General features: G+C 71.5%; 13 protein-coding genes. 6 read left to right on the forward strand and 7 right to left on the reverse strand.

The annotated features are described in order from the left end of the window. Positions 1-99 precede the first annotated feature (99 nt). Positions 100-909: a putative protein N(5)-glutamine methyltransferase gene (locus tag ACWD3D_RS10500; protein ID WP_451460503.1), complete on the reverse strand. Its 810-nt coding sequence runs from the start codon at positions 907-909 to the stop codon at positions 100-102. A gap of 253 nt (positions 910-1,162) precedes the next feature. Beyond that, positions 1,163-2,740 (reverse strand): MDR family MFS transporter, encoded by a 1,578-nt coding sequence (locus ACWD3D_RS10505; protein ID WP_451460504.1) that lies wholly within the window; start codon positions 2,738-2,740, stop codon positions 1,163-1,165. A 228-nt stretch (positions 2,741-2,968) separates the two neighbouring features. Between ACWD3D_RS10505 and ACWD3D_RS10510 the strand changes: the two genes are divergently transcribed. Beyond that, complete coding sequence (locus ACWD3D_RS10510; protein WP_451460505.1) at positions 2,969-3,559, forward strand: acyl-CoA-like ligand-binding transcription factor; 591 nt, start codon at positions 2,969-2,971, stop codon at positions 3,557-3,559. A 14-nt stretch (positions 3,560-3,573) separates the two neighbouring features. Here ACWD3D_RS10510 and ACWD3D_RS10515 read toward each other — a convergent pair whose 3' ends face one another. Beyond that, positions 3,574-3,948, reverse strand: a complete 375-nt coding sequence (locus ACWD3D_RS10515; protein WP_451460506.1) for a YrdB family protein — start codon at positions 3,946-3,948, stop codon at positions 3,574-3,576. Positions 3,949-4,120: 172 nt separating this feature from the next. Then, positions 4,121-4,846, reverse strand: coding sequence for a hypothetical protein (locus tag ACWD3D_RS10520; RefSeq protein WP_451460507.1), 726 nt, complete (start codon positions 4,844-4,846; stop codon positions 4,121-4,123). A gap of 346 nt (positions 4,847-5,192) precedes the next feature. On the opposite strand from ACWD3D_RS10520, the gene ACWD3D_RS10525 reads away from it, so the two are divergent. Continuing rightward, complete coding sequence (locus ACWD3D_RS10525; protein WP_451460508.1) at positions 5,193-5,612, forward strand: HIT family protein; 420 nt, start codon at positions 5,193-5,195, stop codon at positions 5,610-5,612. A gap of 97 nt (positions 5,613-5,709) precedes the next feature. Here ACWD3D_RS10525 and glnA read toward each other — a convergent pair whose 3' ends face one another. Beyond that, a complete protein-coding gene (gene glnA, locus ACWD3D_RS10530) occupies positions 5,710-7,071 on the reverse strand; it encodes a type I glutamate--ammonia ligase (protein WP_266703648.1) in 1,362 nt (453 codons plus the stop codon). A 243-nt stretch (positions 7,072-7,314) separates the two neighbouring features. Between glnA and ACWD3D_RS10535 the strand changes: the two genes are divergently transcribed. From ACWD3D_RS10535 to ACWD3D_RS10550, 4 genes are all read left to right on the forward strand, one after another. Continuing rightward, positions 7,315-8,016 carry a DUF3105 domain-containing protein gene (locus ACWD3D_RS10535; RefSeq protein WP_451460509.1) on the forward strand — a complete coding sequence of 234 codons (702 nt, stop codon included), beginning with the start codon at positions 7,315-7,317 and terminating at the stop codon, positions 8,014-8,016. Next, positions 8,013-8,798, forward strand: a complete 786-nt coding sequence (locus ACWD3D_RS10540) for a DUF305 domain-containing protein (RefSeq protein WP_451460510.1) — start codon at positions 8,013-8,015, stop codon at positions 8,796-8,798. Before ACWD3D_RS10535 ends, ACWD3D_RS10540 begins: the two co-directional genes overlap by 4 nt. Positions 8,799-9,027: 229 nt before the next feature. Beyond that, complete coding sequence (locus ACWD3D_RS10545; protein ID WP_451460511.1) at positions 9,028-9,453, forward strand: CBS domain-containing protein; 426 nt, start codon at positions 9,028-9,030, stop codon at positions 9,451-9,453. 115 nt (positions 9,454-9,568) lie between these two features. Further along, the gene (locus tag ACWD3D_RS10550) at positions 9,569-11,338 is read left to right on the forward strand and encodes an NAD+ synthase (protein WP_451460512.1); all 1,770 of its coding nucleotides are present in this window, start codon (positions 9,569-9,571) and stop codon (positions 11,336-11,338) included. 45 nt (positions 11,339-11,383) lie between these two features. Here the strand turns inward: ACWD3D_RS10550 and ACWD3D_RS10555 are convergent, their stop codons facing one another. Next, a complete protein-coding gene (locus tag ACWD3D_RS10555; RefSeq protein ID WP_451460513.1) occupies positions 11,384-12,643 on the reverse strand; it encodes an MFS transporter in 1,260 nt (419 codons plus the stop codon). Between the two features lie 329 nt (positions 12,644-12,972). Next, positions 12,973-13,998 (reverse strand): endonuclease/exonuclease/phosphatase family protein, encoded by a 1,026-nt coding sequence (locus tag ACWD3D_RS10560; protein ID WP_451460514.1) that lies wholly within the window; start codon positions 13,996-13,998, stop codon positions 12,973-12,975. Positions 13,999-14,406: the final 408 nt, after the last annotated feature.

A 14,406-nucleotide genomic window follows, 5' to 3' on the forward strand; every position in this document is an offset into this window, starting at 1 on the left:
CCTGCCCCGCGAACCCCGCGTGTGGTGGGGGTTCGAGCGTAGCCCCGCGTCGGGGAGTTCGTCCCGGGGGCGGGGGGCCGGCGGCCGTCACCGTCACGGTCACCGGGGCTTGGTGCCGATGACGACGGTGGCCCAGAGCTCGTCGGAGGTCGCGGTCCGTGCGTCGAGGCCGCCGCCCTGGACGGTGGCGAGCGCGCGGTCCGCCTGGCGTTCGCTGGTTTCCATGAGCAGGCTGCCGCCGGGTGCGAGCCACCGGGGGGCGGCGGCGACCACCCGGCGCATCACGTCGAGGCCGTCGTCGCCCCCGTCGAGGGCGACGCGCGGTTCGTGGTCGCGGGCCTCGGCGGGGAGGAGGGGCACGTCGCCGGTGGGTACGTACGGGACGTTGGCGAGGAGGACGTCGATCCGGCCGCGCAGCCCGGTCGGCAGCGCGGCGAAGAGGTCGCCCTCGTGGACCCGGCCCACACCGTCGAGGTTGCGCCGGGCGCAGCGTACGGCCGCCGGTTCGACGTCGCAGGCGTGCAGCTCCACCGGTCCCAGGATGCGGGCGAGCGCGGCGCCGAGGGCGCCGGAGCCGCAGCAGAGGTCGACGACGACGGGGGTGCGCGGGGTGCCGTTCCCCGGGACCCCGACGGTCGCGGCGGCCTGGTCGACGAGGAACTCGCTGCGGCGGCGGGGCACGAAGACCCCCGGGTCCACGGCGACCCGCAGGCCGTGGAACCCGGCCCAGCCCAGGACGTGTTCGAGGGGCTGCCCCTCGGCGCGGCGCCGGACCATGGCGGCGGTCTCGGCCGGGGAGGCGGCGGTGGAGAGGATCAGTTCCGCTTCGTCCTCGGCGAAGACACAGCCGGCGGTGCGGAGCGCGGTGACGATCGTGGAGCGGGTGAGCGGAGGGGGGAGAACCGACATGGCGGAGCCTTTCGGGAGCCGTTGGGCGCTCCGCGTTCGCTCACGTCCGGTGGACGTCGCGACCGTACGGGGTGAGCACCCAGCCTGACGCAGCGGTAATGGGGGCTCACCTCCTCGGTCCGGGTCCCCGTGCGGGGACGCTCCCCCGTGCGGGGGTCCGGTCACAGTACAACAGGCGCGGCGGGGCCGGGCCCGCCGGTGCCCGCCCGGGCCCGCACCCGGTCGGGGCGCGGGCACTCTCGGGTACGGGCCGTCAGAGGTCCACGCTGTCGCGGAGCTTCGTCGGGGTCAGGAAGGAAGCCGCCACGACACCGACGACGGCGATGCACGCGGCGATGAGGAAGATGTGGCCGGTCGCGTCCCCGTACGCGGCGCGGACCACCTCCTGGATCTGCGGCGGCATGGCCTTCAGGTTGAGGGTGGAGCCGCCCGAGGAGGAGGCGGCCGGATCGATGCCGAGCTTCTTCAGGCCGTCGGCGATCTTCGTGCTGACCTGACTGGCCAGCACCGCGCCGAGCACCGAGACGCCCATGGTGCCGCCGAGCGAACGGAAGAAGGTGATGGCACCGCTGGCCGCGCCGAGTTCCCTGAGCGGGACGGTGTTCTGGAGGACCAGCACGAGGTTCTGCATCGACATGCCGACACCGGCGCCGACCGCGAACATGCCCGCGCCCACGAACACCAGGTTCGTCTCGTGGTCGATGGTCGACAGCGCCAGGAAGCCGAGGGTGAGCACGACGACGCCGGTGAGGATGAAGGGCTTGACCTTGCCGGTACGCGAGACGAGGCGGCCCGCGACGGTGGAGGAGACCAGTACCCCGAACATCAGCGGGATGGTGAGCAGTCCGGACTGGATCGGCGAGTAGCCGCGTCCGATCTGGAAGTACTGGCCGAGGAAGACGGCCCCGCCGAACATGGCCATGCCGACCGAGAGGCTCGCGACGATGGCGAGTGCGGGGTCCCGGCGGCGGACGACGTGGAGCGGGACGACGGGCTCCTTGACCCGGGCCTCCACGAAGACGGCCGCACCGAGGATCAGCAGGCTGCCGGCGACCATCGCGCCGGACTGCCAGGAGATCCAGTCGAAGTCGTCGCCGACGAAGGTGACCCAGAGCAGCAGGAGGCTGACGCCGGCGGCTATCAGGGAGGCGCCGAGGTAGTCGACCTTGGCGTCGGGGCGGCGGGTCTCCACCAGGTGCAGGGTGCGGGCGAGCATCACGAAGGCGACCAGGGTGAAGGGAACGGCGATGAAGAAGCACCAACGCCAGCCGAGCCAGGAGGTGTCGGTGATGAACCCGCCGAGCAGCGGGCCGCCGACGGTGGCGACGGCCATGACCCCGCCGAGGTAACCGTTGTACCGGCCGCGCTCCTTGGGGCTGATCATCGCGCCGATGATCACCTGGACGAGCACCTGCACCGCACCCATGCCGAGACCCTGGATGACCCGGAAGGCGATCAACTGGCCGGTGGACTGGGCGAATCCGCAGGCGACGGAGGAGACGACGAAGAGGCAGATGGCCGTCTGCAACAGCAGCTTCTTGCTGAAGAGGTCGGCGAGCTTGCCCCAGATCGGGGTGGACGCCGTGGACGCCAGCAGGGTGGCGGTGACCACCCATGTGTACTGGGACTGGGTGCCGTTGAGCGCCCCGATGATCTGCGGGAGCGCCACCGAGACGACGGTGCTGCTGGTCAGGGCGACGAAGAGCACGAGAAGCAGACCGCTCAGCGCCCGCAGCACCTCGCGGTGCGTCATCGGTACGGCTTCGGTCGGCGTGGCCGTTTCTGCGCTCACGCGCAACCTCCGGGGTTTCGTGGGGAGATGGACGAACATCGACGGCCGCACGCGACGGAGGTGGCGACCGGGGTTCACGCCCCCGCGAACTCCGCTTCCCAGCAGTGGTGTTCACGGCTCACCCCGGAGGGCGTCACTCCGCGCGGCGGAGCAAGACGCCCCGTACCCCGGCCTCGCGCACGGAATGACAGGAACACTTCACCATACATGCACCATGGGCAATCTTGCCGCATGCGCAATAATCAACGGCCAAGCGACAATGGCCTGATGGAGAACTCTGTGGGACTGCGGGAGCGCAAGAAGGAAGCCACCCGTCAAGCGGTGCACGAGGCCACGCTGCGCCTCACCGTCGAGCACGGTTTCGACCACGTCACGGTGGAAGCGGTCGCGGACGCGGCCGGCATCTCGCGCAGAACCTTCTCCAACTACTTCACCAACAAGGAGGACGCCCTCCTCTACGGGGAGGAGCGGCAGATAAGGGCACTGGTCCACCTGGTGCGCGAACGCCCCGCCGGTGAACCCGCCTGGACCGCCCTGCGCGGGGCGATGCTCCAGTTCGCGGGGCAGGTCCCGCCACTGAACCGCGAATGGGCCGTCCGCACCCGCCTCGCTCTGCGTCACCCTTCCCTGCTGGCACGGCAGTTGGCGAACCACGCCGCACTGGAGCGCGACCTCGCCGACGCCGTCGCCGACCGCCCCGGCCCCACCGGCCGCCCGGTCCGCCCCCTGATCCTGGCGGCGGGCTTCCTCGCCTCTCTGCGGATCGCCATGCGCGCCTGGATCGAGGAGGCCCCGGACCGCGAGCCCGCCGAGCTGATCGCTGAGGTCATGGACGAGATGGGGCGCGGCTTCGAGTAGGTGGCGTCCGGGGCTCACCCGGCCTGGGGCGCACGGGCGCGGGCGCGCCGGTCCAGGGTCAGCAGCACCGTGTTGGCCGCCACCACGGCGGCGTACGACAGGGCCGCCCCGGACCCGTCGAGGTCGTACAGCGCGGCCACCGCGCACACGAAGACCAGCAGCTTGACCCCCACCACCCCCGCGACCGGCAGGGCGAACCGCGCCTTGGGCGACGCGTACATCCCCCACACCGTCGCCGCGATGCCCGGGACGGCCACGGCGAGGAGTACGCGGAGCACGGTCGGCTCGGCACTGTGCCAGCCCCAGCGGGCGAAGGCGACAAGGGCGACCACCTCGACCAGGAACGCGAGCACCTCGTTGGCCGTGCGCAGGGGGGCGGGGAGTCTCATCCGGTGGACCTTCCAGGTGGGAGGGGCGGGCGTCGGAGGTAAGACCCGCCGCGCGGGGACGGGGTTGCCCCGTAGGCGGAACCGGGGCCGACGGTGGCTTCGCCGTCGGCCCCGGGGCCGCCCCCGGGCGCCTGGCCGACACCGGTCGGCCGGGGTCATGCCGTGTCACGGCTCAGTAGTGCCACCGGTTCTTGCCGGACGAGAAGCTGCAGGTGATCGCCCGCCCGGCCTCGTCCGTGGTGGTCGCACCCACGTCCGCGTTCCGGCAGAACTGCCCGGCGCGGTAGCAGTTGCCCGCGTTGGAGCGGATGCCGCACGTCGTCGTCTTGGCCGAACCGCCACCCGTGGACACACTCGAACCGCCGCCACCGGACGAGGACGAACCGCCACTGGTGGACGTGCCGCCGGACGACGCGCTCGGCGGATTCGAGCAGGACTCGCTCACCCCCACGATCTTGAACGAGAGCTTGGTGGAGGTGGCGTACGTTCCGGCGGACGGACTCTGTGAGCACACCTTCCAGTTGGAGGTGTGCACCACCGAACGCCCCAGCTCGCTCGCGTCCGCGTACGTCACCGACGCGACGTGGTGCGCGCGGGCGTCGGCCACGGCCTTGGCGAGGTTCCATCCGCCGTAACTGCCCACCGCCGCCTTGACGACCGGCTTCTCCGAGGGAGTCGCGGACGGCGACGGCGAAGCCGTGGCGGCCGGAGACTCCGAAGGGGGCGCGGACGCGGTCGGGGACGCCGAAGCGGAAACCGAAGCCCTGGGGATCGTGCTCACCGTGGCCGATCCCGCACCCTGATCTCCGTCCGAGCACCCCGCGAGCCCCATGGTGAGGGCCACGAGGCCGGCCACCAGGCTCCCGTAGGCCCGACGGGACTTTCCTCTGCTCTTCATGCCCTGGGCACCGTTCGACCCTGACGATCTCGGCGCATACCGAAGAGACATGCCACCCCCCTGGTTCTTGTTCTCTGCACGTGGCGCAGAACACCCGTCCGCGTGTGCCGACATGGATGCGCGTCGGCATATGACGCGTGCGCCATCGCGGAGGCCAGGCTAGAGGAGATCGCGAGGAAAATATGAGGATCTTGTGAAATTAGTTTCGTCGCCGTACGACATGCGGCCGCCCGGCCCCTCACGCGGCCCCAGCACACCTCGCATCGGCCCTGCGCACCCGCCCGCGGTGAGACGGAGTCAACCCTCCGGAACTGACGCATCACGGGCGTGTGGCAAGGTCGTCCGCATGGAGTGCCTCTTCTGCCGACTCGTCCGCGAAGACAGTGCCCGGTGGGTGGCCCGTGAGCCGTCCGCCTGCGCGTTCACCCCGCTCGACCCCCTGGCGCCGGGGCACACGCTCGTCGCGCCGACCGCCCACCACGCCGACGTCTTCGACACGCCCGCCGGGGTGCTGGCGGAGACGGTCGAGCTGGCCCAGCGTCTGGCGCGCGCCATGCGTTCCGCACTGAACGCGACAGGTGTGAACATCCTCAACGCGAGCGGCCCGGGGTCCGAGCAGTCGGTGCGGCACCTGCACTTCCACGTCGTGCCGCGGTGGCCCGACGACGCCATCTCCACCTGGCCGACCGGGCGGTCGCAGCACCGGATCGCCGGCGATCCGGCCACCCGGCTCGCGGACGCGCTCGCCGCCGCGAGGCGGACATGACTGCGGACATGACTGCGGACATGACTGCGGGCGGGGCGCCTCTGCCGAAACAGAGCGGCCCCGCCCGCGTCGTACTGCCTACACCTCTGACCAGCCCCTACAGCACCGGCAGCAGCGCCTTCCGCTCGAACGCGGTGACCTCGCTGCGGTACTCCTCCCACTCGCGCTTCTTGTTGCGGAGGAAGAAGTCGAAGACGTGCTCGCCCAGCGTCTCCGCGACGAGTTCGCTCTTCTCCATCAGCGAGATGGCCTCGCCGAGGTTCTGCGGGAGGGGCTCGATGCCCATCGCGCGGCGCTCGGAGTCGGAGAGGGCCCAGACGTCGTCGTCGGCGCCGGCCGGGAGTTCGTAGCCCTCCTCGATGCCCTTGAGGCCCGCCGCGAGCAGGACCGCGTAGGTGAGGTACGGGTTGGCGCCGGAGTCGATGGAGCGGACCTCGACGCGGGCGGAGCCGTTCTTGCCGGGCTTGTACATCGGGACCCGGATGAGGGCGGAGCGGTTGTTGTGGCCCCAGCAGATGTACGAGGGGGCCTCGCCGCCGGCACCGGCGCTGCGGGCGGAACCGCCCCAGATGCGCTTGTAGGAGTTGACCCACTGGTTGGTGACGGCGGAGATCTCGGCGGCGTGGCGCAGCAGGCCGGCGATGAAGGAGCGGCCGACCTTGGAGAGCTGGTACTCGGCGCCGGACTCGTAGAAGGCGTTGCGGTCGCCCTCGAAGAGGGAGAGGTGGGTGTGCATGCCGGAGCCCGGGTACTCCGAGAACGGCTTCGGCATGAAGGTGGCCTGTACGCCCTGCTCCAGCGCGACCTGCTTCATGACCAGGCGGAAGGTCATGATGTTGTCGGCCGTGGAGAGCGCGTCGGCGTACCGCAGGTCGATCTCCTGCTGGCCGGGGGCGCCCTCGTGGTGGCTGAACTCGACCGAGATGCCCATCGATTCGAGCATGGTGATCGCCTGGCGGCGGAAGTCCATGCCGACGTTCTGCGGGGTGTGGTCGAAGTAGCCGGAGCTGTCGGCCGGGGTGGGCCGGGTGCCGTCCACCGGCTTGTCCTTCAGCAGGAAGAACTCGATCTCGGGGTGGGTGTAGAAGGTGAAGCCGAGGTCGGAGGTCTTGGCGAGGATGCGCTTGAGAACGAAGCGGGGGTCCGCGAAGGACGGCGATCCGTCCGGCATCAGGATGTCGCAGAACATGCGGGCGGTGCCGGGGGCCTCCGCGCGCCAGGGCAGGATCTGGAAGGTACCCGGGTCCGGCTTGGCGATCATGTCCGATTCGTATACGCGGGCGAAGCCCTCGATCGCCGAACCGTCGAAGCCGATGCCCTCGTCGAAGGCCTGTTCCAGCTCGGCCGGTGCCACGGCCACGGACTTGAGGAACCCGAGGACATCGGTGAACCACAGTCGTACGAACCGGATGTCACGTTCCTCAAGAGTCCTGAGGACGAATTCCTGCTGCTTGTCCATAGCCACATCCTTGCAGTTCAGACGGTCCGCGCACCACCGCCCGGGGTAGGGGAGTCACTCCAGTATCACGACCCGGGATTTCACCCAGATTACGCACACGGTGTGAGAGAGAGCACGCGGCCACCCACTACGATCGACGGCCCCGATGTGCTGGGGAACGGACGCATGCGCGACCGACTCTCGCACAGAGGTTCTTCCGACTCGTCCGCTCCCTCCCGACTCCTCCCAGAAGGACTCGACGCCATGAGCCTTTCCCCGCAGCCTCCCCAGGTCCAGACGCCCCCGGCCCCGCTCTCCGAGCGGCGCCGCGTGGGGCGCGGCAGGGGCCTGGCCATAGCGGTCGGCGTGGCCGTCGTCGCAGGTCTGGTGGGGTTCGGCGGCTCCGGAGTGCTGGACGGCCCGGCTTCGCGCGCCGGTCTCGTGTCCACCGCCGCGGCGGACTCCAAGCCGGGCGAAGCCGATCCCGCGAAGGCGGCCGGTACGGCGCCGGCCCCCGCGATCGAGGGCGAGAAGTCCTGGGACGCGAGCAAGCTCACCCGTAACCACGTGACCCACGAGGTCCACTACCCGATGACGCCTCCGGTGGGCGGGGACCACAACCCGACCTGGATGGACTGCGACGGCGACGTATACGAAACGCCGCTCGCCGACGTGAACGCCGTGCACTCCCTGGAGCACGGCGCGGTGTGGATCACGTACAACGCTGACGCGTCCGCCGACGCGGTGCGCCACCTGGCCACCCGGGTCAGGGCGACCCCGTACACGCTGCTCAGCCCCTATCCGGGACAGTCGGGCGCCATCATGCTCAGCGCGTGGGGGAAGCAGCTCACGGTGGACGGCCCGGACGACGAACGGGTGGGCAGGTTCCTCGCCGCGTACGTCCAGGGCCCGCAGACCCCGGAGCCCGGCGCGCCGTGCACCGGCGGACTGGCGGCTCCCCGATGACCGGCGGTACGGGGCGCGGGGCGCGCCCGCGCTGGGCGGTGGCCGGGGTGCTGGTGCTCGCGGCGCTGGTCGGAGGCGGTACGGCGGCGGTCGTGACCGCCCGGTCCGGAGGTGCCGATCAAGACCGGGCGCAGGAGCAGGCGCAGGGGTACGGGCAGGGGTCCGGCCCGGGGCAGGGGCTTCCGGCCGTGGACTCGGCGGACGCCGGGTTCGCGCAGGACATGGCCGTCCACCACGAGCAGGCGGTGGAGATGTCCTTCGTGGTGCGGGACGGTACGCACGACCAGGACGTGCGCCGCCTCGCCTACGACATCGCCCACACCCAGTCGAACCAGCGCGGGATGCTCCTCGGCTGGCTCGACCTGTGGGGGCTGCCGAAGATCGCCACGACCGGAGCGCCCATGGCGTGGATGGGAGCGGAGAAGGGCACGGACCACGCGGGCGCCATGGCCGGCATGGACGGCATGGACGGCATGGACCACCCGGACGGCATGGGCCACGGCCCGGACCGGTCCGGGGCGGGTGCCACGATGACCGGCATGGCCACGGCCGCGGAGCTGAAGCGGCTGGGCGCGGCGCGGGGACGGGACGCGGAGGTGCTGTTCCTCCAGCTGATGACCGACCACCACAAGGGCGGCATCGCCATGGCCCGCGCGTGCGCCGAGCGGTGCGCGGTGCCGGCCGAGCGGCGGCTCGCGCAGGGCATGGTGGACGCCCAGCAGTCCGAACTGGGCCTGATGGCGGACCTGCTGGCCGAACGGGGAGCGCACCCCCGCGCCTGAGTACCGCGGCCTCCCGTGGAGCCCCCGTCGCCCGTCCGCCCGAGCGCACACGTACTCGGGCGGGCGGGCGGGCGGCGGTAAGCCTCCGAGTGTCCCGCCCAGAGCTTTCCGCGTTCACTCGAATGGGTGGTTTCGGTCGGCGGCGGGGCGTGCCCCCGAGGACGATGGAGGATGGACTCGGGGCCGTACGGGGGTGTGCTCAGGCACCGATCAGCCCAGGAGGAACCCCATGACCACGGCGAAGGACATCATGCATCCCGGCGCCACCTGGATTCCGGCGCACGAGACGCTCGACCGGGCCGCCCAGATGATGCGCGACCACGGGGTGGGTTCGCTGCCCGTCTCGGCGGAGGGCGCCGAGGACCGAATGGTCGGGATCATCACCGACCGGGACATCGTGGTCGGCTGTGTGGCGGGGGGCCACGATCCGTCCGAGGTGACGGCCGGTGCCCTCTGCCACGGGACGCCGCGCTGGATCGACTCGGGGGCCGGGGTGGACGCGGTGCTGGAGGAGATGCAGGGTCACCGCATCCGGCGGCTCCCGGTGGTCGAGAACAAGAAGCTGATCGGCATGATCAGCGAGGCCGACCTGGCGCAGCACCTCAGCGAGGAGCAGATCGCCGACTGGGCGAGCCAGGTGTACGCCCGGGGCTGACCGGCCCCCGTGACGCACGCCCACGCCCCGCCAACAGGCCCCCGGGGAAACGGAATCACCGTCGAAATCACCGTCCTCCCGGACATCGCGTCAGGAAGACGATTACACTGCGGGGGTGCCTCAACTACGCCTTTGCCTCAACCAGATCGACTCGACGGTCGGCGATCTCACCGGCAATGCCGAGGCGATCGTCCGCTGGACCCGGCACGCCGCCGAGCTGGGCGCCCATCTCGTCGCGTTCCCCGAGATGGTGCTGACCGGCTATCCCGTGGAGGATCTGGCCCTGCGGTCGTCCTTCGTCGAAGCCTCGCGTGCGGCGCTGCGCGCGCTCGCCGTGCGGCTCGACGCGGAGGGTTTCGGCGAACTGCCGGTGGTCGTCGGCCACCTCGGCCGTTCCGAGCACGCCGCTCCCCGGTACGGGCAGCCCGCGGGTGCGCCGCGCAACGCTGCGGCGGTGCTGCACCGGGGGCGGATCGCACTGGACTTCGCCAAGCACCATCTCCCCAACTACGGGGTGTTCGACGAGTTCCGGTACTTCGTGCCGGGCGATTCGCTGCCGGTCGTGCGGGTGCGCGGCATCGATGTGGCGCTCGCCATCTGCGAGGACCTGTGGCAGGACGGCGGGCGCGTACCGGCTGCCCGCGCGGCGGGCGCGGGGCTGCTGCTTTCGATCAACGCCTCGCCCTACGAGCGGGACAAGGACGACACCCGTCTCGAACTGGTCCGCAGGCGGGCCCGGGAGGCCGGTTGCACCACCGCGTATCTGGCGATGATCGGCGGCCAGGACGAGCTGGTCTTCGACGGTGACTCGATCGTGGTGGACGCGGAGGGCGAAGTGATCGCCCGCGCACCGCAGTTCGCCGAGGGCAGTGTGATCCTCGATCTCGAACTCCCGGCCGCCGCGGCCGAGCCGCCGTCCGGGGAGGTGAACGACGGGCTGCGGATCGACCACGTCGTACTCACCGGGGAGCCGCTCCCGCCGTACGCCCCCGAGCTGGCGGGCGGGTACGCCGAGCGGCTCGACGACGACGAGGAGCTGTACTCCGCGCTGGTCGTGGGGTTGCGCGCGTACGTCGCGAAGAACGGTTTCAGCAGTGTGCTGGTCGGGCTCTCCGGCGGCATCGACTCGGCGCTCGTCGCGGCCCTGGCCTGCGACGCGCTGGGCGCGGCGCACGTGTACGGCGTCTCGATGCCGTCGAAGTACTCCTCGGACCACTCCCGGGACGACGCGGCCGAGCTGGCCCGGCGTACGGGACTGAACTACCGCACCGTACCGATCGGCCCGATGTTCGACGCGTTCATGGGGTCGCTGAAGCTCACCGGACTCGCGGAGGAGAACCTCCAGTCGCGGCTGCGCGGCACCACGCTGATGGCGATCTCCAACCAGGAGGGGCAGCTCGTGCTCGCGCCGGGCAACAAGTCGGAGCTGGCGGTGGGCTATTCGACGCTCTACGGGGACTCGGTCGGGGCGTACGGGCCGATCAAGGACGTGTACAAGTCGGCGGTCTTCCGGCTGGCGAGGTGGCGCAACCGGGCCGCCGAGGAGCGCGGTCAGATCCCGCCGATCCCGGAGGCGTCGATCACCAAGCCGCCCAGCGCGGAGCTCCGGCCGGGGCAGGTGGACGCAGACTCGCTGCCGGACTACGAGGTGCTGGACCGGATTCTGGAGCTGTACGTCGACCGGGACCAGGGCCGGGACGCGATCGTCGCGGCGGGCTTCGACGAGGAGCTGGTGACGCGGACGCTGCGGCTGGTGGACACCGCCGAGTACAAGCGGCGGCAGTACCCGCCGGGCACGAAGATCTCGCCGAAGGGGTTCGGCAAGGACCGGCGGCTGCCCGTCACCAACCAGTGGCGCGAGGCGCCCGTGAAGCAGCTTCCGTAGCCGGGGCGGGGGCGCTGTCCCGGCACCCCCGCCCCGGCACCCTGCCTACTCCCCCGGTGCGCTCCGTACGGTCTGCCGTCCGGACACGTGCGCTTCCGGCGCACCGGCGTCGGTGTCGGCGGTCCCGTCCGGCCCGCCCGCGACGACCCGCGAGGGTGTGACGCGCTCGCGGTCCAGCAGGGTCGCGGTGACCGCGATGCCGAGGCCGGCGACGGCGAGCGCCGCGCCGACCGGTGCGGGCGAGGTCCAGCCCCAGCCAGCCGAGATGGCCGCGCCGCCGAGCCAGGCGCCGCCCGCGTTGGCGAGGTTGAACGCCGAGTGGTTGGAGGCGGAGGCCAATGTGGGCGCGTCCTTCGCCTTGCGCATCACCAGCATCTGGAGCGGGGTGGTCGTCATGAAGCCGACCGCCCCGAGCAGGACCACCATCGCGAGCGCCAGCCACTGCACGTGCACCGTGAGCGGGAAGAGAAGCAGGACGACGGTGAGCGCGCCGAGCGAGCCGAAGAGCGTCGGCCGCAGAGCCCGGTCGGTGAGCGGTCCGGCGGCGAGCGCGCCGAGGGTCATACCGATGCCGAAGAGGGCGAGCACGAGGGTGACCGAGGACTCGCCGAAGCCCATCGCCTCGGTGGTCATGGAGGAGAGGTACGAGTACACGGCGAACACGCCACCGAAGCCGAAGACGGCGGTGAGCAGTCCGAGGATCACCTGGCGGTTGCCGAGCGCGCGCAGTTCGTGGCGTACGTCCTGGTGCTCGGCGACGGGGATCTGCGGGATCAGCCGGGACAGGGCGGTCAGGGCGACCAGTCCGATCACGGCCACCACGAGGAACGTCGCCCGCCAGCCGAGGTGCTGGCCGAGCAGGGTCGCGGCCGGTACGCCCACGATGTTGGCCACGGTCAGGCCGAGGAACATCCGGGCGACGGCCCGCGCCTGGCGGTCCTCCGGGACCAGGCGGGCGGCGACGACCGCGCCGACGCCGAAGAACGCGCCGTGCGGCAGGCCCGCGATCAGGCGGCCCGCGACGAGCCAGCCGAAGCCGGGGGCGAGCGCCGAGGCGGCGTTGCCGAGGACGAAGAGTCCCATCAGCAGCAGGAGCATCCGCTTGCGGGGGATGCGGGAGCCGAGAGCGGTGAGCAGCGGGGCGCCGAGTACGACGCCGATCGCATAGGCGGAGACGAGGTAACCGGCGGTGGGCACCGACGTACCCAGGTCGTCCGCGACATTGGGCAGCAGCCCCATCATCACGAACTCGGTGGTGCCTATGCCGAAGGCGCTCACAGCCAGGGCGAGCAAGGCCAGAGGCATGGGGAAGGAACCTTTCAGCAGGAGGGCGCGCGCCTGTGTCCGGGGCGGACGGTAGGCCCGTACGGGGACGTGGCGCAGCGGTCGGCCGCGCGGAAGTGCGCGCGGACCGGGCGGAGAGGGGACGGGCGGAGGTCGAAGGACGGGCGGCGGTGCTCCGGCGGCTCTGCCAGGCATGCTCAGGTCAGCAACCTGAACAAAGTGTGGCAGACAATCCGTTCCTGGAGGTGAACGGGTCGTTTCGGCGGAGTCCGGCCCGGGCGTCGGCCGGGTGCCGGCCGCTGGGCCCCCGCCCGACGCCGCTCACCCCTCCCCGCTCGTACGGGGCCCGGTCAGAGCTGGACGCGGGCGGCGATCGGCAGGTGGTCGCTGGCGGTCGCCGCGAGCGTCCACGAGGACATCGGCTCCACTCCCCTGACCATGATCTGGTCGATCCGGGCCATCGGGAACGCGGCGGGCCAGCTGAAGCCGAAGCCGTCGCCGGCGGCGCCCTGGGTGGATCGCATCTGTGAGGTGACGGCCCGCAGGGCGCGGTCGTTCATGGTGCCGTTGAGGTCGCCGAGCAGGACGACCCGGCTCAGCGGTTCGTCGGAGATGGCCTCGCCGAGGGCGTCGGCGCTGTTGTCGCGCTGGTTGGCGGTGAACCCGGCGTGCAGTTTGACGCGGACGGACGGCAGGTGGGCGACGTACACGGCGACCTTGCCGCCGGGGGCGGTGATGGTGGAGCGCATGGCCCGGACCCAGCCCATCTTGATGTCCACGGGCTTGGTGTCGCTGAGCGGGTACTTGCTCCAGAGGCCGACGGTGCCCTGGACCGAGTGGTACGGGTAGGGCGCGTCGAGCGCCTTCTCGTACGCGGCGACCTGGCCGCTCGGCAGTTCCTGGAGGGCCACCACGTCCGCGCCGGAGCCCGCGACCTGCTGGGCGGTACCGGCGGGGTCGGGGTTGCCGGCGTTCACGTTGTGCGTGGCGACGGTGAGGTCGCCGCCGGCGCCGGACTTGTCGTCGAGCAGCAGACCGCCGAAGAGATTCAGCCACACGACCAGGGGCAGGAGCAGGGCGACGAGCGCGGTGGCGGAGCGCCGTACGAGACCGAGGAGCAGCAGAACGGGGAGAACGACACCGATCCACGGCAGGAAGGTCTCGGTGAGGCTGCCGAGGTTGCCGAGCCGGTTGGGGATCTCCGCGTGGAAGACCATCACCAGCGTCACCAGGACCGAGCAGAGCGCGAGCACGATTCCGCGCCGCCAGATACCCCGGTCCGCCTTCAGGCGGGCCAGCTTCCCTCGCAGGCGGGAGCCGGCGCGCGGCGGCTCCGCGTTGTCGTTGCCGGTGTCCGCTCCGTACGCCTGCACCATCGCGCTTCCTCACTGCGTTGCCCTGCATGTCGCCGCGCCCCCGACCCTAGGGGATCGGCGGGCGTTTTCCCTCCGTCCGGGGCGGCGGCACGGAGTGGAGGACGACCGGAACGGTGCCATGGGTTCCGCTTTGTGCCGAGCCGTCCCGGTGCTGTGACCGACCCCTCATTTCCGGCCGGTCCGGTCCGGAGCGTCCAGGGTCACACCGGCCGGAGCGTCCGGCTGTAGGGCGTGTCCGTGGGGTCAGTTGCGCCCGGAGGGGCCGGGCGCGTCGGCCGGACCCGGCGCCGCGGCGGCGCCCGACGCCGGACCGAGGCCCTGCATCAGGGCGTCGATGACCCGGTCGACCAGGTCCTCGGGCAGCGGCGCGTCGCGGCGGTGCAGCGTCCGCACGAGCATCGGGCCGAT

This window comes from Streptomyces sp. NPDC002690 (genome assembly GCF_053592415.1).

Coding starts and splice junctions, on each gene's coding strand:
- ACWD3D_RS10500 (WP_451460503.1), bottom strand. CDS start 909: ATGTCGGTTCTCCCCCCTCCGCTCACCCGCTCCACGATCGTCACCGCG.
- ACWD3D_RS10525 (WP_451460508.1), top strand. CDS start 5,193: ATGGAGTGCCTCTTCTGCCGACTCGTCCGCGAAGACAGTGCCCGGTGG.
- ACWD3D_RS10535 (WP_451460509.1), top strand. CDS start 7,315: ATGAGCCTTTCCCCGCAGCCTCCCCAGGTCCAGACGCCCCCGGCCCCG.
- ACWD3D_RS10510 (WP_451460505.1), top strand. CDS start 2,969: ATGGAGAACTCTGTGGGACTGCGGGAGCGCAAGAAGGAAGCCACCCGT.
- ACWD3D_RS10520 (WP_451460507.1), bottom strand. CDS start 4,846: ATGAAGAGCAGAGGAAAGTCCCGTCGGGCCTACGGGAGCCTGGTGGCC.
- ACWD3D_RS10540 (WP_451460510.1), top strand. CDS start 8,013: ATGACCGGCGGTACGGGGCGCGGGGCGCGCCCGCGCTGGGCGGTGGCC.
- ACWD3D_RS10560 (WP_451460514.1), bottom strand. CDS start 13,998: ATGGTGCAGGCGTACGGAGCGGACACCGGCAACGACAACGCGGAGCCG.
- ACWD3D_RS10545 (WP_451460511.1), top strand. CDS start 9,028: ATGACCACGGCGAAGGACATCATGCATCCCGGCGCCACCTGGATTCCG.
- ACWD3D_RS10515 (WP_451460506.1), bottom strand. CDS start 3,948: ATGAGACTCCCCGCCCCCCTGCGCACGGCCAACGAGGTGCTCGCGTTC.
- ACWD3D_RS10555 (WP_451460513.1), bottom strand. CDS start 12,643: ATGCCTCTGGCCTTGCTCGCCCTGGCTGTGAGCGCCTTCGGCATAGGC.
- ACWD3D_RS10505 (WP_451460504.1), bottom strand. CDS start 2,740: ATGTTCGTCCATCTCCCCACGAAACCCCGGAGGTTGCGCGTGAGCGCA.
- glnA (WP_266703648.1), bottom strand. CDS start 7,071: ATGGACAAGCAGCAGGAATTCGTCCTCAGGACTCTTGAGGAACGTGAC.